We start from the raw sequence: 19,660 nt of genomic DNA on the forward strand, positions 1-19,660 counted from the left end.
GCAGGCCGCTATTATCCGCCCCGTTCACACGATTCCTCTGTAGTTCAGTCGGTAGAACGGCGGACTGTTAATCCGTATGTCACTGGTTCGAGTCCAGTCAGAGGAGCCAAATTCGAAAAGCCTGCTTTTAAAGCAGGCTTTTTTCGTTATGGCGGCAAATACCGGGAAAATGCAGCGGCTATGTAGAAACAGCCGTGATGTGGCGGCCGGTAAAAAGCCAATATATTATTCCGCGTATTAATAAATAACCCGCTACCGTTCCGTTAAACCGGGAAAATTAATACGGCACAATTACCATTTAATATCCCGCGCCTCCTGGCGGCCCTCTTGTTTGGCCTCGCGTTTATCTTCGCGGCATTCATGGTTACTTTTATCATCCTGTACGATGCATTCGCGTTTCTCCTGCCGGGCATCCCGGCGGGCATCCTGCCGCGTGTCGCGCGCTTCCCGCCGCTCACGCCCCTGCTCCGTGGCCTGCGCGGCCGGTGCCAGCCCGCCCGCGACCAGCGCACCCACCATGATTACACCCAGAAAATGCCGGTAATTTTTCATCATAAACACCTTTTATAAAAATAATAACGTACGCACCCGCCTTTATCGGCAGGCACACAGAAACCTATCACATTCCTTTATTAAACCGGCGTTAATAATAGGGTGATTACCGGCAACGGACAGGGGCAGTAACGTAACATTACATGTCATCTGTTTTTATCATTAATAAAGTCTGACCAGAAGTTTCGTATTATTTGTGGCACCAATAATTATAGCCCTGTAAATAAATAGGCCGAATAATTATCCCGGTTTTGCGGGTGGCGCGGCATTCCGGCACCTTGTCTGATTTTGGCCTCTGTGAAGGCACCCGCCCGGCAGAGTCCGCCAACAGCCGCTACAGTTAAGGAGGTCTTCCTCATAAAAAGGATAAAACTGTGAAAGCACTAACTTATCACGGCCCTTATAAGGTCAGTGTTGATACGGTCGCCGACCCCGGGATCGTCGATCAGGATGATATTATCCTGCGCGTTACCGCCACCGCCATCTGTGGCTCCGACCTGCACCTCTATCGCGGCAAGATCCCAAAAACCGAACATGGCGACATCTTCGGCCATGAGTTTATGGGGGAAGTGGTGGAAGCCGGGCGTGACGTCACCGCCGTGCAGAAAGGCGACCGCGTGGTGATCCCGTTTGTGATCGCCTGCGGTGACTGCTTCTTCTGCCGCATGCAGCAGTTTGCCGCCTGTGAAACCACCAACACCGGCCGCGGTGCCATTATCAATAAAAAGCAGATCCCGCCGCCGGCGGCGCTGTTTGGCTTCAGCCACCTTTATGGCGGCATTCCCGGCGGCCAGGCGGAATATGTGCGCGTGCCGAAAGCCAATACCGGGCCGTTCAAGGTGCCGGATATCCTCTCCGATGACAAAGTGCTGTTCCTCTCCGACATCCTGCCGACGGCCTGGCAGGCGGTGAAAAACGGCCAGGTCGGCAAAGGCTCGCGGGTGGCGATTTTCGGTGCCGGGCCGGTGGGGCTGCTGAGCGCCGCCTGTGCGCGCATGCTGGGTGCCGAGCAGATTTTCATGATCGACCATCACCCCTACCGGCTGGCCTTCGCGCAGGAACGCTATGGCGTGATCCCGGTGAATTTCGACGAGATCGATGACCCGGCCGCGGCAATCATTGAGCAGACGCCGGGCAACCGCGGCGTGGACGCCGTGATCGACGCCGTGGGCTTTGAGGCCAAAGGCAGCACCACCGAAACCATCCTGACTAACCTGAAGCTGGAAGGCAGCAGCGGCAAGGCGTTACGCCAGTGCATCGCGGCGGTGCGCCGCGGCGGTATCGTCAGCGTGCCGGGCGTCTACGCCGGGTTTATCCACGGCTTCCTGTTCGGCGATGCATTCGATAAAGGGCTGACCTTCAAAATGGGCCAGACCCACGTCCAGGCTTACCTGCCGGAGCTGCTGCCGCTGATTGAGCAGGGGCTGCTGAAGCCGGAAGAGATCATCACCCATAAGCTGTCGCTGGATGATGCCGCCAAAGGCTACGAGATTTTCGAGAAGAAAGAGGAGGAGTGCCGCAAGGTGATTCTGGTGCCGGAGACGGTCGCGATGCCGGAACCGCTGACCACCACCGCCGCCATCGAAAATGGCCCGGCCATCGTCGACACCCCGCCGCTGGTGGCCCCGAAACCGCTGGTGCCGTAATCTTTCCTGCGCCATAAAAAAAGCCCGCTGATGCGGGCTTTTTGCCGGAACCGGGACGGTTACGCCTGGCCCAGAACCTCACGCACGTAGGCTTCGATCGCTTTATCCCGGCAGTTTTCAAAGAAGCACTGCTGGAAGCGCTCGCCGCTGACGGCGGTTTTCACCAGCTCCGGGTCGAGGGCGCGCAGGGTCTCCACGCAGCCGCCTTTCAGCATGCTGGTTTTCACCTGGTTCAGGATGCCCGCATTGCGCACCTGCGGCTCTTTGCGCTCCGGCGGGTAGCCCGCGCCGCGCTCACCGGTAAAGGCTTTCTCAAAGATATAGCGCACGTTCAGTTCCGCGCCCCAGCCAAAGCCCTTGGCAAACGGCAGCGCCAGCGCGTTGCCGTTGTTGATCTGCGCGAACAGGAAGGCGTCCGCCGGGTCGATGCAGTAACCGCAGCTGACGCCCGGGTGCAGGTTCAGCGAGAGCAACGCGCCCTGCCCGGTGCCGCAGCCGCTGACCACAAAATCCACTGCGTTGGAATTCAGCAGCAGGCTCGCCATGATGCCGAGGTGGATGTAGGTCAGGTGATGGTCCTGCTCGTCGCTCATGCCGACGTTGAACACGCTGTGCTCTTTCTCATTCGCCACCTCGGTGAGCTGCTTCAATACCACGGCGTTTTTGGTCGCCTGGCTGTTTTCCATCATCAGTGCAATTTTCATCTTTCTCTCCTCTGGGCGCACAGACTGCCGCGCCCGGTGTGTTGAGTGGCCCCGGCCTGTGCCGCGGCCGCAGAAGGGTTAACGCGCCAGCCACCCGCCGTCGACAGCAATAGTGTAGCCGTTGATATAGTCAGACGCCGGGGACGCGAGGAAAACCACCGGCCCCATCAAATCCTGCGGCAGGCCCCAGCGCCCGGCCGGGATGCGCCCGAGGATCTCCTGGCTACGCGCTTCGTCGGCGCGTAACTGCTGGGTATTGTTGGTCGCCATGTAGCCCGGCGCGATGGCGTTGACGTTGATGCCGTGTTTGGCCCACTCGTTGGCCAGCAGGCGGGTCACGCCCATCACCGCGCTTTTGGAGGCGGTATAAGACGGTACCCGGATGCCGCCCTGGAAAGAGAGCATCGAGGCGATGTTGATGATTTTGCCGCCCTCCCCCTGGGCGATGAACTGCTTCGCCACCGTCTGCGCCATAAAGAACACCGCTTTGATGTTGATGTTCATCACGTCGTCCCAGTCTTTTTCGCTGAACTCGAGCGCATCTTCGCGGCGGATGATGCCGGCGTTGTTGACCAGCACATCGATGCGGCCGAACTCCGCCACCGCGCGGCTGACCAGATCGGGGATGATGCTGGTGTCACGCAGGTCGCCGGTGAGGCTGAGGAAGCGGCGGCCCAGCGCGGTGACCTGCTGCTCGGTCTCTGCCGGCTCCACGATGTTCACGCCGATGATGTCACACCCGGCCTGCGCCAGGCCGAGCGCCATGCCCTGCCCCAGCCCGGTGTCACAGCCGGTGACCAGCGCCACCTTGTTCTGCAGTGAGAAGCTTTGCAGCGAAAAGTTCTGCTGAGAAGACGTATCAAGACTCATCATAATTCCCTCTTTGTGCCGCTGCCCCCGCGGGGCCGCTTAGTTGTCTCGCATCCTAACGCAAATAAAAACCGGCCTCAAATTAAAATAAAACATCGTTTCATAATTTTTGAGGTGCGTCAGAAATTTTCTGGATTGCCGGGGAGGTCGTAAGCATCTTGCGGCACACGGCGCTGTTGCCCCAGCACTCTTCGTAGCGGTAACCGATCAGGTTTTCCATCACTGCACGCGTCTCAGGGGTGACATCCGCGATGCGGCCGCCCTGCTTGATGCGCGCCACTTCGTTGAGCACCACCAGGTGGGTTTCACGGTTAAGTTTCATCTGCTTGCTGAATACCATCGCCAACAGTCCCAGCCCTACCACCCCGATGCAGAACACCAGTGCAATCGCCATCACGGCGCTCTCCGGCTGGGTATGGGATTTCGACTGGAAACCGTAGAAGCTGAGCACGGCCCCCATCACAAACACAATCACTGAGCGCATCAGCTTGCCGGAGAAGGTCATCGCCCCGGCGTAGATCCCTTCGCGGCGGCGGCCGGTAAAGGCCTCATCCACATCGGCCAGGAAGGTGTAGACCGTCCACGGGATGTAGTAGACGCCGCCGGTGCCGATGCCGAACACCACGGTGATCCCCAGCATCACGGCGGTCGCGTAGGCGGCGGGCAGCTGCATAAAGTAGAGCAGCGTGTAGCAGCCCACGGCGAATACCACGATCCCCAGCGCCAGGATGTACGGCTTGCTGAAGCCCTTTTTCACGCACAGCGCAATGAAAATAGCGGTGGAGAAGAGTTGCAGGATGGAGTTCAGGCTGTTCAGCCCCGCCACCATCGCCGGGTCATACTGCAGCACGAAAATCACAAAGTAGGTGAACACCGAAGCGAACAGCCACTCCGCGCCGAAGCCGAACAGGTACATGCCGAGGTGCTTGCGGAACACCCGCAGATGGAAGGTGGAGATCATGTCGCGCACCAGGGAGAGCATGGTCTGCCCAAGGCTCTTTTTATGCAGGTCGAGCGGGCGCAGCTCTTTCACGTCCCGCTCCCAGCTGGAGAGGTAGAGCAGGCCGATGGCGATAAACAGGATCGCGCCGTAGGTCAGGCCGGTATAGAAGAACGGCTCCGCCGACTCTTTGCCGTAGATCAGGATGAACTGGCCGGGGATAAAGGCCGCCAGGAAGTTAGCCATTTTGCCGAAAATCGCTTTATAGCCGGTGAGTTTCGAGCGCACCGCGAAGTTGGTGGTCATCTCGGTCGCCAGCGTTTCGTAGGGCACCATCACCGAGGTGTAGATCAGCTCGAAAATCACATAAGTGGAAAGGTAATACCAGAAGCCGAAGCCCTCGACCCACAGCAGCGGGTAGAACAGCATCAGCGGCGCGCCGATCAGCAGGAAGAAGCGGCGGCGGCCGAACAGTTTGCCGAGCCGGGTGTGGCCGAAGTTGTCGGTGAGGTAACCCATCAGCGGGTTGCTGATGGCGTCAATAATGCTGGCCACCGAGAAGATCGCCGAGGCCTCCAGCAACGTCAGGCCACAAAAGGTGGTATAGAAATAGAGCAGCCACGCCCCGGCAATCGCCAGCGCACCGCTGCCCAGCAGGTTACCGCCCCCATAGGCCAGCAGGTGCCGCACGAAGATCGGACGCTCTGCGCTGCCGGGTTGAGCCTCTTGCATTTTCATATTGAACCGCCGTTTCGTTTTTGTTGAATTGGCGTTTTTATACTCATGGCGCGGCAAAATTGATGTGAAAATCATCACAGTTAATCGCGCAAGCGACTACTTTTTACCCGTTTTGTGACGCAGGCTAATCAATGGAAATAAAATGGTCATCAGGGTAACGAAAAAGCCCGCGCGGAAAATTCTCTGCTATACGCGCGGGCAGCGTTGGCGGTGCGGGGGTGATAAATATTTATAGGAAATCAATAAAGCGGTCACTTTTATTAACCCTCTCACCGTTTAATTTCTAAAAATAGCGTGACGGAAAACAGTAACGGCAATCTGTAATAGTAAAAAACCCACTCCAGATAATAAAAATCCTATTTTTTCTCTTCGCACGATTTGCCGGTTTTCTTTGTTTAGCGCAGGCGTAATATCGCGCCTGGAACACCTTAACCGCATAGCTAAAAATGCGTCACACAGCCTAAAGGAGCGTAATATGACATGGATTTATCATCAGAGAAGCGGCGAGATTTATCATAACAGCCTTTATATGGGTAAAGGCTATGCCGGGCGTATGACCAATAAAAACAACCCTGATCGCCAGCAGGTAAAAGGGCTGGGGCCGCTGCCGCGGGGGCGATATAAAATTACTGCCAATACCCATTCTAAAGGCCCTTATACCCTGGTGCTGGAACAAATAGAAGGAGCAACTTTTGGACGTTCTGCATTCCGTATTCACGGTGAACGCAGACGTCCACCCGTGGGCTGGGCATCAGAGGGATGTATTATTTTAGAGTACCCAATAAGGGAAAAAATATGGAAATCAAAAGACTATATGTTGGAGGTGGTACGATGAAATATGGGTTACTCACGTTCCTGCTTTTGCCGACCCTGAGTTTCGCTGAACCCGATTATCCGCCGCCGGTAAACTGGCCGGTATTGATTGACCGCGTGACCTATGCCAGCCCCGGCACCTTACAAACCTTGCTGGATAAATTGTTTCCATTAAGATCAACACTGGATGAGGAGCATAAAAATGAACTTAACCGTGCGCTGACACTGGCCTTAGTGAAGTCGCCTGCCACTACGCTTGATGCCCTGAGTGAGATAGACCTTTATAGCATCAGTGAAGACAATGCGTTTATGCGTTCCTTTACGACCCACGCGGTATGCCGTTTGCCGCAGGTGCGCTATTACGATAAGGCATCAATTACCCGTTATTACCAGCAGGCAACGCAGGTAGTAAGCGCCAGTTCCCATAAAAACAGCCAACGCTGTTTGCATATTATGGAGAAAGCGATGAACGACCTTAACGTGGATGACACGCACAGCGGGATCGCATGGGGAACCGAAGAATATTACGTGACAGCACCCGGTACCCAGGTGCCGGATAACTGGCCGACACTGATTGAACAGGTAACCCGCAGCAACCCGGAGACGTTAAAAACGCTGCCGGAAAAGGTGTTCTCCTTTGGATTAACGCTGGATGGTGGCCATACTTCACAACTGAATAATGCTTTAAGATTCTCTTTACTTAAGGCGACCTCACAAACACTCGACGTATTAAGCATGATTGATAACCACGATATCGGAGAAAATACCTCTCTTATTCAACGCTTCAATACTGAAAGTGTATGCTCACCCTCCCTTGGATTTCTTTATGATAAGCCTTCAGTCTTGCGTTATTACCAGCAAGTATCACAGGCACTAAAAAACAGCAAACACAAAAACAGTCAACACTGTTTATGGTTAATGCGTGAAACGATGGAAGAGTTTGACTATGAGGCGCAGCGCGGGACGATGAAATGGGGCACCCGTTTCTACCCGGAACCCGGTACAGCTGTCCCTGATAGCTGGCCAACCTATATCACGCAATTAACGCGGGCTGACCCCGAGGCGATAAAGGCGCTGCCTGAGGCGGTGTTTATCACAGGGCCGGTATTGAGTTATGAGCAATTAGTGGAATTTCACATCGCTGCCAGTATGGCCTTAATGAAAGCCCCGGCCCAGACGCTGGATGCATTAACAATCATCGATGCCTACAGCGGCGACGATCCGCGGATTATCCAGCACTTTGATACGGATACCATCTGCGGGATACCGGCTGCCATGGATCACACCAAAGCCTCGGTTATCCGTTATTACCGGCACACCCGGCAGGCGCTGGAGAAAACATCCCGCCAAAACACCCAACAATGCCTGTGGATGCTGAATGCGTCTATGGAGGAAATCATGGCTGACGCGGCGCGCAGCAACAGCAAATGGGGCACCCTCACCTATCCCGCGCCTTAAAAAGTGATGCCGCTTCCCGGTAAGGAAACGGCATCATACTACGCAGTCAGGTTACGCCGGCCAGCGGTCGAGCCTGATGCCGCGGGTCGGTGCTTTCTCACGGAACTCGCTGAGCAGTGCTTTGACGTCAGGGTCGATGTAGTCGGCGTTTTCACTGTCCACCATCACCACGCTGTTGTCCGGGATCTCCGCCAGAATGCGGTGCAGCCGCGGGTTGTGCAGGAAAGTAAGGTTCTGGTGGATGCGCACCACGTAGTGATCGTCATAGCTGGAGAGCTGCAGCGCGTTGACGTGGCTTTTATAGGTGCTGCACAGCAGCTGTGCCAGCAGCCCCAGCCCAATCCCGGCCAGCATCCCGAACAGCATAATCCCGGCCACGGTGGTGACGAACGGGAGAAACTGCGGCCAGCCCTGCTTCCACTGCATCAGCCACAGCGCCGGTGACGCCAGCTTATAGCCGGTGTAGAGCAGTACCGCCGCCAGGGCCGCCAGCGGAATGGTGTTCAGCATGTCGCTGAAGAACAGCCCGCACAGCAGCAGCAACACGCCGTGCAGCAGGATCGAGGCTTTGCTGCGCGCGCCGGTGTTGACGTTCACCGAACTGCGGACGATCACCGCGGTGATCGGCAGGCCACCGAGAAAACCGCTCACAGCATTCCCGATCCCCTGCGCGCGCATCTCTTTGTCCGGCGACGGCGCAGGCACCTGCTCTTTCAGCTTCTTCAGCGCTTCCTGGCTCAGCAGCGTCTCCAGGCTGGCGACGAGCGCCAGGGTGACCGCCACCATATAAACCGCCGGGTTGCGCCACGCCTGCCAGTCCGGCCGCTCCAGCTGGGCGGTCAGCTCGCTCAGGCTGCTGAACGCCGGCAGCGAGATGCGCGGCATCGCCCCGTCCGGCATCAGCCGTTCGCCGAACACCACCGCCAGGCTGCCCCACAACACCGCCACCAGCGGGCCGGGGATGTAGGTCAACAGCGGGATGCGCCGGAACGGCGCGGTGGTCCACAGCCACATGATCAGCAGCGCCACCAGCGCCACGATCGCCGCCGGGGCGGAAACTTCGCCGACGCCACTGAGCAGCGCGAACAGCCCCTGCCCCTCCGGCAGCCCCATCGCTACCGGGATCTGCTGCACAATCAGCAACAGCCCGATCGCCACCAGCATTCCCTGGATCACCGTCCCGGGGATCAGCGTGATAAAGCGCCCGGCGCGGGCGATGCCGAGCATAATCTGCAGCATCCCGGCCAAAATCAGCGCAAACAGCAGCGCCGGGAAACTGCCCAGCGTCTCCATCGCGGCGGTGACAATGGTCACCAGCCCGGCCGCCGGGCCGCTCACGGCAAAGCGGGAGGGGCTGAACACCGTCACCACCAGCCCGCCGATCACGCCGGTCAGTAAGCCGACAAACGGCGGCAGGCCGCTGGCCTGGGCGATGCCGAGGCAGAGCGGCAGCGCCACCAGAAACACCACCAGCCCGGCCGGGATGTCATGGCGCAGGGTAGAGGCTGAGGCCGGGGCCTGGCTCAGGGTTGAGTCACTCATGGTGGGCCTCCATACTGCGCTGTTCGACCAGTTTTTTCAGGTGGCCGCTGTGCAGGTCATACACACAGCCATACACCTCCAGCGGTTTCTGCTGCTGCCAGGCGAGCCGCACCGGCCAGCACTCGGTCAGGTGGACGAACTGACGGCGCACGTGTGCGTCCACCAGCGCATTCTGCCGCGCCCCCTCATCGGCGTGGCCCTGTTCCGCCAGCGCCTCGCCCAGCGACCGCCGCAGCGTACGCATCCGCCGTGCCAGCGCACTCTCCTCCTGTGCCAGCGGCATCTCAGGCAACATACTGGCGGCCTGCACCCCGCCGCAGCCGTAGTGGCCGCACAACACAATGCCCGAGACTTTCAGGTACTCCAGCGCGTATTGCAGCACACTCATCAGGTTGTCATCCTCCTCCATCACCATATTGGCAATGTTACGGTGGACGAACAGCTCACCGGGGTGGGAACCGGTCAACACCTCGGCCGGGACGCGGCTGTCCGAACAGCCGATCCACAGGGAGTGCGGCTGCTGCGGGCGCGCCGTCTGGATAAAATAGTCAGGATCGCTTTGCTGCTGCTTCATGGCCCAGCTGCGGTTTTTGGCCAATAGGGGTGTCAGTATCGTCACGGCTTGTATCTCTCTGTTGGGGGGCAGGTCGTGATCGGTTCGCCCGTTAACCTGGGAAAGACTCATCAGAAATCTCAACCATTCTGGAGGTGTACACTGTCCTTGTGTGCGGATGCTGGGGCAGGCGCGGCCACCCGATCCGCCGTTACCGCGCGGCGATAACGGAGATATTTACTAACATCCCAGTGAAAGGTACTGGATAAGAGTAATCTGCAAGTAACAACTATGCTTTTTTATTTACAAAAGCATACTTTTCGATACATACCGTCACACTTCACATTTTTCCTTATGCAGATCAATTGCTTTAGTTAGCCGGCAATTAAATAAGAGAAGCTTATAGTTTCCAGGGAAAAGAGAGACAAAAAAGCCGCCAGGAGGCGGCGGAGGATGTGGCGGAAAGAGGCTTACCAGCGGCGGTAGGTGAGTAAGGCGGTGCGCTCGCCGAGCTGGTCGTAAAGCGCGCGGGCGCGGGTGTTGGTCTCGTGCGTGGTCCAGTAGACGCGGTCACACTGTTTTTCATCCGCCAGCCGGCAGGCGGCCTCAAACAGCCGGTGGGCGATGCCCTGTTCGCGCGCGGCCTCGCTGACGTAGAGATCTTCCAGATAGCAATAGCCGTGGTCGCTCCAGGTCGAGGGATGGAAAACCAGATGCGCCAGGCCGAGCAGCGTGCCGTCCGGCGCTTCCGCTACCAGCCCGGCCAGCCGTTCGCCGATGCACAGGCGCTCAAAGGTGAGCTGGGTGACATGCTCACTCAGCGGGTGTTGGCAGAAATGCAGGTAGCCGTCCCACAGCGGTAACCAGCCGGGGTAATCGCTGCCGGTCAGCGGACGGACGACAAGGGTTGGTGCCGGGTCAGTGGTGCTCATCATGCCCCCTTTGATAGCGCCTACGGGATGATTATTAAGCATACTGCATCACGGCCGGGGCGTCAGCCCGCGACCCGGAAGGTCAGGTTGATGCGCTGCGCGCCCATGCGCGGGTGCTCGCCCGGCCTGACCGGCAGCACACCGTGGAAACGCAGCCGGTCAGGCCCACCCCAGACCACCACATCGCCGTGGGTCAGCAGGTAGCGCTGCGGTGTGTCACTGCGTGCCAGCCCGCCAAACTGGAACACTGCCGGCAGCCCCAGCGACACCGAGACGATAGGCTGGCTGAAGTCCGCTTCATCTTTATCCTGATGCAGGGACATTTTCGCGCCGGGCACGTAACGGTTAATCAGGCAGGAGTCGGGGCAGAACGCCGGGAAACCGGCCAGTGCCGCCGCCTGCCCGGCAAGATCTGCCAGCAGCGGCGGCATCACCGGCCACGGCGCCTGCCCGCGCAGGGGGTCACCCGTGACGTAGCGGTAGCCCCGCCGGTCGGTCATCCAGCCCAGGCGGCCGCAGCTGGTGGTGGCCACTGACATCGGGCGGCCGCCGGGGGTCTGCATCTTGCGGAACGGCGCTTCGGCAATCACGCCGCGCAGCGCCGCCAGCAGCGCCTCCTCCTGTGCCAGTACAAAGCCGTGCAACAGCAGGGAGGCGTCGCCTATCGGCTCATTCCAGGGAATGGCCGGCGGATCAAACAGATCCGGTATGATCGTCTGCATCGATCGCGATCTCCTCGTCGTCAGCGGCGCGCTCTTTTTGCAGCAGCGCCTGTTTGCGTTCCACGCCCCAGCGGTAGCCGGAGAGCGTGCCGTCCTGCCGCACCACCCGGTGGCAGGGGATCGCCACCGCCAGCAGGTTGGCGGCGCAGGCCCCGGCCACCGCCCGCACCGCCGAAGGCGCGCCGATGCGGGCTGCTACCTCCCGGTAGCTCAGGGTCTGGCCGGGGGGAATGGCGCACAGCGCCTGCCAGACGCGCTGCTGGAACAGGGTGCCGCGGATGTCCAGCGGCAGATCCAGCCCGGCCTGCGGGTGGTCGATCAATCCAATCACCTGCGCCACCGTCTGCTCAAAGCCCGGTACTGCGCCACAGAATTCCGCCCGCGGGAAACGGGCCTGCATCTCCTGCACCAGCGCCTGCGGCTCCGCGCCCAGCAGAATGGCGCAGACGCCGCGCGCACTCTGGGCCACCAGCACCGGCCCGAGGCTGCATTCGCCCACCGCGAACCAGAGCCGCTCGCCCGGCGCCCCCCGGCGCGCCTGCCCCGGCGTCATGCCGAGCTGCGCCCCGGACGCCGCATAAAAGCAGCCGCTGGAGCCGTACCCCGCCCCATACAGCGCCTCGGTCACGCTGGCGGCCTGCGGCAACTGTTCGCGCAGCCGCTGGCCGCGCCGGGCGGCGGCGTACGCGCGGGGGGTGAGGCCGGTCAGGGCGCGGAAGCGGCGATGGAAATGGTATGCGCTGACCCCGGCCTGCGCCGCCAGTTCATGCAGGCTGGGTTCGGTTTCTGCACTCTCCAGCAGGCGGCAGGCGGCGGTGATGCGCGCGGCCCACTGCTGCTGATCTGACGCCCCGTCCGGGCGGCAGCGTTGGCAGGCGCGGTAACCGGCTGCCGCCGCCTCCGCCGCGGTGGCAAAAAACAGCACATTTTCCGGTTTCGCCCGGCGCGACGGGCAGGAGGGGCGGCAGTAGATGCCGGTGGTGCGCACCGCGTACACGAAGCGGCCATCGGCCTGTTTATCCCGCGCGGCGAGTTGCTGCCAGCGCGGATCGTCTGTTATGGCATCAATGAGGGTCATAGGGATCTCCTGCTCAGGTGACGTTACCCGATCCAGACTACCCGCCGCAAGCCGCCGCGGCACCCTGCCCCTTGCGGTCAAATTTTGCGTTGCAGCAGATCTTTCATCGCCCGTTCCACGAACTCACTCTCCGCCTCAAACCGCCCCGGCAGCCCGGCACAGTGCCCATACGGGGAGATCAGCGGCCGCCACTCACCGTGCGGCAGCAGATCGCACTCAATGCGCGCTTCCGCCACGGTAAAGTAGTTATCCGTATCACAGGGCATAATGATGGCCTCTGCGGTGATCTTCATCAGACTATCTGAAAATTCCCCGTTCAGCCGTGGGTCGAGGCTCAGATCGGCATGGTGCCAGGTCTCCAGCAGCGTCAGCAAATCGTTGGCGTCGTGCTGCTGGAAATGGCGCTCCCAGGCGGAGAGCAGCGCCTCCAGGCTGGGGTGGCCCATGCGGCGGAACAGCTCATCGCGGAAAAAAGCGGCGGAATAGGCCCAGCCGGCGTAGGTGCGGCCAAAGGCTGCCAGCCCCCGCAGCGGCGGGATCAGGTAGTCGCCGTTGGCAAAGGCGCTGTCGCTCAGCAGCGCGCTGCGCATGTTATTGAGGAATACCCGGCAGAGCGGGCTGCAGCGCGCGGTGCCGCAGATCACCATCAGCCGCTTCACATAGTCCGGGTAGGCGGCCGCCCAGTGCCACGCCTGCATCGCGCCCAGCGCCCAGCCGCCCACCAGCGCCAGCTGCTGCACGCCGAGATGCTCGCGCAGCAGCAGAAACTGCGCGTGGACGTTGTCCGCCACCGAGACGCGCGGAAAGCGCCGCCCCGGCTGGCTGAGGCTGTTGCTGGGGGAGGTGGAGAGGCCGTTGCCGAACATATTGACCAGCACAATAAAATAGCGGTTTGGGTCGAGTACGCGCTCTTCCCCGATCAGCGGCAGGAAAGAGAGGTGGCCGTTTGAATAGACGCTGAGCAGCAGGATGGCGTTATCACCGGCGGCGTTCAGCTCGCCGAACGTCTGGTACGCCAGCGAGGCCTGTGCCAGCACGCCTCCCTGTTGCAGGGGCAGATCACCCAGCAAGACGTGATGAAAATCGTTTCCCATGGCAATCCTCGATGTTCTTTTTCTGCGTTTTTATTGTTGTATGTTGCCTGAACAATTTATCACGCTGAGGAATTGTTCCGTGCCGGGCAGGCGAAAATTAGGAGGTTTCCGGATCGGGCGGCCCCGGTGCCGGGGCGGGAGGAGAGGCATAAAAAAACCGGGCGCGCGGCCCGGTCTCTTGAGGTCTCTTGGGAAAGACGAGGTTATTTCACCGCCAGCGCTTTGACTTCGCCCATCGCTTTCAGTTTTTTAGAGATCTCGCGGCGCTCTTTGGAGAGGTCAGCATTTTTGATGATGTAATCATCCACGCGGTCTTCATAGTCACCGCGCATGTTGGCGATAATCGCCTGGATCTCTTCGATGCTCATGCCCGGTTTGATGTAGTCACTCAGGTTGTCCAGCAGCAAAACACGTTTCTGGTTGTCGCGGATTTTCTTCTCGTTGTCGACAATCTCGCGCTGGAGCTTGTTCTTACGACGGAACAGACGAACGAACTCCAGCACATCCTGGAAACTTTGCTTGTTTGCATTATCCATTTTTACACCTTTGCTTAAGTTTTACACAAATTCATTCACTGACGCGTTGTGGACAACCATACCTTGTCGCCGTGGTCAGAGATAGCCCTGATTTCTCTATCTTACCTGCTTTGGCGCATGAACAACACCGCGCCCTGTTCGCCTATTTGCGCATCGCCATGGTGACCAGATCGCCCAGCTCTTTCAGCTGCTGGGTCATCTCCAGGCTCAGCCAGAGGTAGCCGTAGACCGGTGCCTCCAGGTTTTTGCCGGCGCTCATCTCATGCAGCAGCGCTTTCAGCTCACCGGCAATCTCCTCCACTTCCCGCGGGAGATCGCGCTCGCGCTCCGGCGAGCCGTTGCGCAGGATGTCCGCCAGGGTCTCCATGGCGTGCAGCGTCAGCAGCTGGGCGCTGCGCAGGGTGCGCGCGTTCAGCATAATGAAATGGCTTTCGCGTGATGACCAGTAGGCATCCACCTGCAGTTCCAGCGTGCAGACCAGGTTGCGGGTCAGGGTCTGGATGGCGTCAAACACCTCTTTCTGGATGCCGCTCTCTTTGGCGGCAGGCGCGATCAGCGCCCGGATCTTCACCACCTGCGACAGCACGCCTTTGAGCCGGCTTTCAAGCTGCGGCCGCTCGACGATATTCGGCGACTGGTAGGCGCTGTAGAGGTGGTGCAGCGTGGTCAGGCTCTCTGCCATCTGCAACCGCCAGTGGATGAAGGCGCGCTGCGGGTAGATGCTGGTAAACAGCAGCGCCAGCACCGAGCCGAAAATCACGTCACCGCTGCGCCACAGCGCGGTTTTCATATCGCCGGTGGCGCTGCCGCACACCACCCCGAGCGTGATGCCGATCAGCAGCGCCATATAGGGGCGCTTGCCCAGGGTCAGGTAGCCGCACACGAACATCACCAGCAGGCACCAGATCAGCATCAGCGGCAGGGAGTAGAGCTCCAGCCAGAGCGCAATCAGCCCGGAGATTGCCCCCACCACCGTGCCGGCGATGCGCTGCAGCGCACGCGGCTGCACATTTCCCCAGAAAGAGATCGGCCCCATCACCACCACCAGGGTGATCAGCGGCCAGGTGCCTTCCGGGATCGCCAGCAGGCGCACAATTAAAAAGGTCAGCACAAAGGCCAGCGCGATACGCAGGCCGTGCATGACCCGGTAGTGGCGGTAAATCAGCAGTTCAAACGGGGAGATTTTTTTATCCAGGCGCATCGTCAGGCAATCGGTCGGCAGCAAATCAGCACAGTGTAGCGGAGTTGGCGGCCCCTGCGTACCCGGACTGTGATCCGGTTTACCTTTTTACAGACAACCCGTTACAACCCTTTACGATGGCTGATCATTTTCGTGTGGGATGGTACACTTCCGGCACTTTTTCAATCGGTGTTTTACGATGATCAAACTGTTTACCAAATACGCCCTGGTGGGGGTGATCAATACGCTGATCCACTGGGTGACCTTCGCCCTGCTCTACTACCTGGCCGGGGCCGATCAGGCGCTCTCTAACTTTGGTGCCTTCTGTGTGGCGGTGACCTTCTCCTTCTTTATGAATGCCAGGGTCACTTTCAAAAGCGACGCGACCACCATCCGCTACATGTTCTATGTGCTGTTTATGGGCGCGCTGTCGGTAAGTGTGGGCTGGATCGCTGAGGCCAGCCACCTGCCGGCGCTGTTTACGCTGGTGACCTTCTCTGCCGTGAGCCTGGTTGTCGGCTTTTTCTACTCCCGCTTTTTTGTCTTCAAGGCTAAGGATGCGCAGTGAAGATCTCGTTGGTGGTACCGGTATTTAATGAGGAAGCGGCGCTTCCCCTGTTCTACCAGGCCGTGCGTGATTACGCGCCGTTGCAGGCCTGGCAGGTTGAAATTGTGTTTATCAATGACGGCAGCAAAGACCGGACGCCGGAGATCGCCGCTGCGCTGGCACAGGCCGACCCACTGGTCACGCTAGTTGATTTTACCCGCAACTTCGGCAAGGAGCCGGCGCTGTTTGCCGGGCTGGAGCATGCCACCGGCGAGGCGGTGATCCCGATGGATGTCGACCTGCAAGACCCGATTGAGGTGGTGCCGCGGCTGGTGTCTGCCTGGCAGGCCGGGGCGGACGTGGTGCTGGCAAAACGGGTTGACCGCTCCACCGATGGGCGGCTCAAGCGCAAAACCGCCGAATGGTTCTATACGCTGCATAACAAAATCAGCAACCCGAAGATTGAAGAGAACGTCGGCGACTTCCGGCTGATGTCACGGGAAGTGGTCGATAACATCCTGCGGCTGCCGGAGCGCAACCTGTTTATGAAGGGCGTGCTGTCGTTTGTCGGCGGCAAGGTGTCAGTGGTGGAGTATGCCCGCGCCGAGCGGGTGGCCGGCACCACCAAATTCAACGGCTGGAAGCTGTGGAACCTGGCGGTGGAGGGCATCACCAGTTTCTCCACTTTCCCGCTGCGGGTCTGGACTTATCTTGGGCTGGGTGTGGCAGCGCTGGCCTTTATCTATGCCTTGTGGATGGTGATCGACAAGCTGATCTGGGGCAACCCGGTGCCCGGCTACCCCTCCCTGATGACAGCCATCCTGTTCCTCGGCGGTGTCCAGCTGATCGGTATCGGCGTGCTGGGGGAATACATCGGCCGCATCTATATCGAAACCAAGGGCAGACCGCGGTATATTAAACGTAATGGGGCTAATAAAAAGTAGCCTTATTCATTCCGCTATATGTAATCCTTAAAATTTTTACCATTTGAAGACCAAAAGCTAACTGAGAGCATCTTATGTATCAAAAAAAAGAAAGAAACTGGATATTAGGGTTATTTATACTCTCTCTAACTTATTTTCTCCTTTTCCTTCGCAGGCCAGATATTTTAACAAATGCTCAGTTTTGGGCAGAGGATGGTGTTATCTGGTATAAAAATGCGTATGAGAGTGGCGTGTTGAAATCAATTTTTTACCCACAGAACGGATACTACCAAACTATCTCAAAAATAGTTGGTGGTCTTTCTATCTTTACCCCAATTGCTTACGCCCCGCTTCTTACCAATGCACTGGGAATTCTAATCCGTGCTGCCGTGGTATGGTTCTTTTTAAGTAAAAGGTTCGACTTCCTTTCTCTGATACCACGAGTTTTCGTAGCGCTCTACTTTGTTCTAATGCCTTATACTGATGAAGTTCATGCGAACATAACTAATGTCCATTGGTTTTTAGCTTTATACTCCTTAATGATCTTAATGGCTAATAAGAGTGAGAGTATACTTTGGCGTTCTCATGATGTAATAATCTTATTCATCTCTTCTGTAAGCGGCCCATTTTCAGTTTTCTTATTACCATGTCTGGCACTAAAATACCTTTCAATAGAAGGATTAAGCAATATACTTAATATAAATAAAATAATTAAATTTTTTAAATCCTCGCATCACACTATTATTCTTATAGGCGCAATTATTCAGATAATTGCTATTCTGACATCATCTGAATCCTCTCGTTCATCTGCCCCTTTAGGCGCTGATTTATTAGTGCTTTCAAATATAATTTCCTCACGAGTAGTAGTCTCAACTTTAGCTACAGAGAACATAAGCCTATTTTTTTGGGATACTCCTTTACTCTCTGTTTTAACTTCTTTTGTTTTTTTATCAGGGGTGATTCTGGTGATAAAAACTAGAGATTGGCGCCCAATATCACTCTTACTATTATCAACGCTTATTGTAGGTTTTAGCTTAGCCAAGCCGATGATTAGCCTTACTGAACCACAGTGGCCTATTCTTCGCTCTTACCTAGCAGATCAGCGTTATTTTGTTTTACCGCACATTACTATATTCACACTGATTGCTTTATTAAGCTTTAAAGCCTGCAAAAGCATTTACGCAAAAACCGCTTATATATTTATCTTTTCAATTACTATAGTTTTCTTAATTATTAAATTTTTCACCATCACTCCATTAACTGACCAGCATTGGAAAGAGAGTGCACGACGATTTAATATTGCATCGCCTGGAGACGTTGTAATTATGCCTATTACTCCGCCTGGCTGGGCCATTAAGATAACAAAAAAAGAATAGCATATATAAAAAGAAAGGCATGTTTTAAAACATGCCTTTCTTTTCTCCTTTACCCTACCCGCCCCTGCACATGTTCGCGCAGGAAGATCACTTCTTCGCCCGGGCGGTATTTGCCGGGCTGGGCGGCGGGTTCGATGACGTCGGTGTCGGCGACCACCCCCACGTAGTGGCCGGCGTTCAGGCCGGTGATGCGCACCACCAGCTGATGGCTCTCCGGCGGGGTGCCGGTGGGCACGGTGACCAGCAATACCCGGTCACCGCTTTGCGGTGCCGGGGTCAGCGGCGTCAGCGCGCGTTCAAACAGTTCTTCATCCATTCTCTTCCCCCTGTTGCGTTTCACAGGGCGGGGGCTGATTATGCCGCTCTTTCAGCCTCCAGATCCTGCGGATAAATGATCTGGCTGGGCAGCGCCAGCATGACGTTGATTTTTTCCAGCTCTTCCATGATGCGGATATTAATCTCCTGCTGAATGTCCATGTATTTATTATAGTCCGCCGAATTCACGATATGGACGACCTCAAAGAGCAGGCGGTCCTGGCCGAACGCGGAGAAGTGGGCGCGGTCGAAACGGGTATTCCCCACTTCGTTCACAATATTTTTCACGATGCCGCCAATCTTGCGCAGTTTGCCCGGCGGGGTGTCGTTGGAAAGGCCGAAGGTAAAGACAATCCGACGCGTCTGCATCCGCTTGTAGTTGTGGATGGTCTGCTGAAGCAGAATGGTGTTGGCGCAGACGATCTGTTCGCCGCTCAGGCTGCGGATGCGGGTGGTTTTCAGGCCAATATGCTCAATGGTGCCGGAGACGTTGTTGAAGACCACGAAATCCCCGATCTCAAAGGGTTTATCAATGCCGATAGAGAGCGAGGCGAACATGTCACTCAACACGGTCTGTACCGCCAGCGCGATGGCAATCCCCCCTACCCCCAGGCTGGCCATAAAGGCGGTGATGTCCACGCCCGCATTCGCCAGAATCGACAGCAGCATCACGGACCAGATCACCACCCGTAAAATTACTCCCACAATCACCAGCGTCACCGGGTTGCGCCGTGACCCCGGCGTATAGAGCAGTTTTTTCAGCCATGACTGCACCCCCTGATCTATCCAGATGGCGATCTGCACTGCCAGCACCAGGAACCAGGCGTGAGAAAGAGTGCTGTATAACCGGTCTGACAGCCCCACAAACCGCAGGCTGAACAGGAAGGCGGCAAACAGGATCAAGATCCGTTTGGTCTTGCCGATCACTTCCGAAATAATGAGGTTGGCGTTGTTCTGTTTTTCATTTGCCCAGGCCAGCATTCTTTTATGCAGAAAGCCGATGGCCTTGGTGATGACCAGGTAGGTCACCAGCGTGACGCCCACGACAATGGCGACATCCGTCCAGAATGGTAACGACATAAATAGCCTGACGTAGTTAATATCCTGAATCGCTTCCATTATTCCCTCGGTTTTATCAAAA

The 19,660-nt window shown here is 57.5% G+C and carries 20 protein-coding genes and 1 tRNA gene; 7 read left to right on the top strand and 14 right to left on the bottom strand.

The genetic code is table 11. The annotated features are described in order from the left end of the window. Positions 1-33 precede the first annotated feature (33 nt). A tRNA-Asn gene (locus tag CYR32_RS16400) sits at positions 34-109 on the top strand. A gap of 182 nt (positions 110-291) precedes the next feature. Here the strand turns inward: CYR32_RS16400 and CYR32_RS16405 are convergent. Beyond that, positions 292-552, bottom strand: a complete 261-nt coding sequence (locus CYR32_RS16405; RefSeq protein ID WP_241523839.1) for a hypothetical protein — start codon at positions 550-552, stop codon at positions 292-294. Between the two features lie 374 nt (positions 553-926). On the opposite strand from CYR32_RS16405, the gene CYR32_RS16410 reads away from it, so the two are divergent. After that, positions 927-2,198 carry a zinc-dependent alcohol dehydrogenase gene (locus CYR32_RS16410; protein WP_101826231.1) on the top strand — a complete coding sequence of 424 codons (1,272 nt, stop codon included), beginning with the start codon at positions 927-929 and terminating at the stop codon, positions 2,196-2,198. A 59-nt stretch (positions 2,199-2,257) separates the two neighbouring features. Here CYR32_RS16410 and CYR32_RS16415 read toward each other — a convergent pair whose 3' ends face one another. From CYR32_RS16415 to CYR32_RS16425, 3 genes are all read right to left on the bottom strand, one after another. After that, positions 2,258-2,902 carry an RpiB/LacA/LacB family sugar-phosphate isomerase gene (locus CYR32_RS16415; protein ID WP_101826232.1) on the bottom strand — a complete coding sequence of 215 codons (645 nt, stop codon included), beginning with the start codon at positions 2,900-2,902 and terminating at the stop codon, positions 2,258-2,260. A gap of 78 nt (positions 2,903-2,980) precedes the next feature. Then, positions 2,981-3,772, bottom strand: coding sequence for a 2-dehydro-3-deoxy-D-gluconate 5-dehydrogenase KduD (kduD, locus tag CYR32_RS16420; RefSeq protein WP_101826277.1), 792 nt, complete (start codon positions 3,770-3,772; stop codon positions 2,981-2,983). Positions 3,773-3,872: 100 nt separating this feature from the next. Beyond that, positions 3,873-5,444 carry an MFS transporter gene (locus CYR32_RS16425; RefSeq protein WP_101826278.1) on the bottom strand — a complete coding sequence of 524 codons (1,572 nt, stop codon included), beginning with the start codon at positions 5,442-5,444 and terminating at the stop codon, positions 3,873-3,875. 481 nt (positions 5,445-5,925) lie between these two features. On the opposite strand from CYR32_RS16425, the gene CYR32_RS16430 reads away from it, so the two are divergent. Together CYR32_RS16430 and CYR32_RS16435 are read left to right on the top strand one after the other, a co-directional pair. After that, positions 5,926-6,285: a tlde1 domain-containing protein gene (locus CYR32_RS16430; RefSeq protein WP_101826233.1), complete on the top strand. Its 360-nt coding sequence runs from the start codon at positions 5,926-5,928 to the stop codon at positions 6,283-6,285. Next, complete coding sequence (locus CYR32_RS16435) at positions 6,246-7,721, top strand: hypothetical protein (protein WP_146000714.1); 1,476 nt, start codon at positions 6,246-6,248, stop codon at positions 7,719-7,721. The genes CYR32_RS16430 and CYR32_RS16435 overlap by 40 nt, the downstream gene beginning before the upstream one ends. Before the next feature lie 51 nt (positions 7,722-7,772). Here the strand turns inward: CYR32_RS16435 and CYR32_RS16440 are convergent, their stop codons facing one another. The 8 genes from CYR32_RS16440 to CYR32_RS16475 all read right to left on the bottom strand — a co-directional run bounded on the left by CYR32_RS16440 (position 7,773) and on the right by CYR32_RS16475 (position 15,379). Further along, positions 7,773-9,263 carry a SulP family inorganic anion transporter gene (locus tag CYR32_RS16440; protein WP_101826235.1) on the bottom strand — a complete coding sequence of 497 codons (1,491 nt, stop codon included), beginning with the start codon at positions 9,261-9,263 and terminating at the stop codon, positions 7,773-7,775. Continuing rightward, complete coding sequence (locus CYR32_RS16445; protein WP_241523843.1) at positions 9,256-9,837, bottom strand: carbonic anhydrase; 582 nt, start codon at positions 9,835-9,837, stop codon at positions 9,256-9,258. Before CYR32_RS16445 ends, CYR32_RS16440 begins: the two co-directional genes overlap by 8 nt. A 449-nt stretch (positions 9,838-10,286) precedes the next feature. Further along, complete coding sequence (locus tag CYR32_RS16450) at positions 10,287-10,748, bottom strand: GNAT family N-acetyltransferase (protein WP_101826237.1); 462 nt, start codon at positions 10,746-10,748, stop codon at positions 10,287-10,289. Positions 10,749-10,810: 62 nt separating this feature from the next. Then, on the bottom strand, positions 10,811-11,458 hold the full coding sequence (gene alkB, locus CYR32_RS16455) for a DNA oxidative demethylase AlkB (RefSeq protein WP_206602463.1): 648 nt from the start codon (positions 11,456-11,458) through the stop codon (positions 10,811-10,813). Beyond that, the gene (ada, locus tag CYR32_RS16460) at positions 11,442-12,548 is read right to left on the bottom strand and encodes a bifunctional DNA-binding transcriptional regulator/O6-methylguanine-DNA methyltransferase Ada (RefSeq protein ID WP_101826239.1); all 1,107 of its coding nucleotides are present in this window, start codon (positions 12,546-12,548) and stop codon (positions 11,442-11,444) included. The genes alkB and ada overlap by 17 nt, the downstream gene beginning before the upstream one ends. Positions 12,549-12,625: 77 nt before the next feature. Beyond that, on the bottom strand, positions 12,626-13,642 hold the full coding sequence (locus CYR32_RS16465; RefSeq protein ID WP_101826240.1) for an alpha/beta fold hydrolase: 1,017 nt from the start codon (positions 13,640-13,642) through the stop codon (positions 12,626-12,628). Positions 13,643-13,845: 203 nt separating this feature from the next. Continuing rightward, the gene (tmaR, locus tag CYR32_RS16470; RefSeq protein ID WP_101815101.1) at positions 13,846-14,178 is read right to left on the bottom strand and encodes a PTS system regulator TmaR; all 333 of its coding nucleotides are present in this window, start codon (positions 14,176-14,178) and stop codon (positions 13,846-13,848) included. 142 nt (positions 14,179-14,320) lie between these two features. Further along, positions 14,321-15,379, bottom strand: coding sequence for an FUSC family protein (locus CYR32_RS16475; RefSeq protein ID WP_101826279.1), 1,059 nt, complete (start codon positions 15,377-15,379; stop codon positions 14,321-14,323). Positions 15,380-15,557: 178 nt separating this feature from the next. Between CYR32_RS16475 and CYR32_RS16480 the strand changes: the two genes are divergently transcribed. The 3 genes from CYR32_RS16480 (at position 15,558) to CYR32_RS21475 (ending at position 18,204) form a co-directional block, all read left to right on the top strand. Then, positions 15,558-15,926: a GtrA family protein gene (locus tag CYR32_RS16480; RefSeq protein WP_101826241.1), complete on the top strand. Its 369-nt coding sequence runs from the start codon at positions 15,558-15,560 to the stop codon at positions 15,924-15,926. Next, positions 15,923-16,849, top strand: coding sequence for a glycosyltransferase family 2 protein (locus CYR32_RS16485; RefSeq protein WP_101826242.1), 927 nt, complete (start codon positions 15,923-15,925; stop codon positions 16,847-16,849). The genes CYR32_RS16480 and CYR32_RS16485 overlap by 4 nt, the downstream gene beginning before the upstream one ends. Before the next feature lie 74 nt (positions 16,850-16,923). Continuing rightward, positions 16,924-18,204, top strand: coding sequence for a glucosyl transferase (locus tag CYR32_RS21475; protein ID WP_146000715.1), 1,281 nt, complete (start codon positions 16,924-16,926; stop codon positions 18,202-18,204). 49 nt (positions 18,205-18,253) lie between these two features. Here CYR32_RS21475 and CYR32_RS16490 read toward each other — a convergent pair whose 3' ends face one another. Together CYR32_RS16490 and CYR32_RS16495 are read right to left on the bottom strand one after the other, a co-directional pair. Then, on the bottom strand, positions 18,254-18,520 hold the full coding sequence (locus CYR32_RS16490) for a hypothetical protein (protein ID WP_101826243.1): 267 nt from the start codon (positions 18,518-18,520) through the stop codon (positions 18,254-18,256). Between the two features lie 38 nt (positions 18,521-18,558). Continuing rightward, positions 18,559-19,638, bottom strand: coding sequence for a mechanosensitive ion channel family protein (locus CYR32_RS16495; RefSeq protein WP_101826244.1), 1,080 nt, complete (start codon positions 19,636-19,638; stop codon positions 18,559-18,561). Positions 19,639-19,660: the final 22 nt, after the last annotated feature.

This window comes from Chimaeribacter coloradensis, from assembly GCF_002858715.1.
Taxonomy (GTDB): domain Bacteria; phylum Pseudomonadota; class Gammaproteobacteria; order Enterobacterales; family Enterobacteriaceae; genus Chimaeribacter; species Chimaeribacter coloradensis.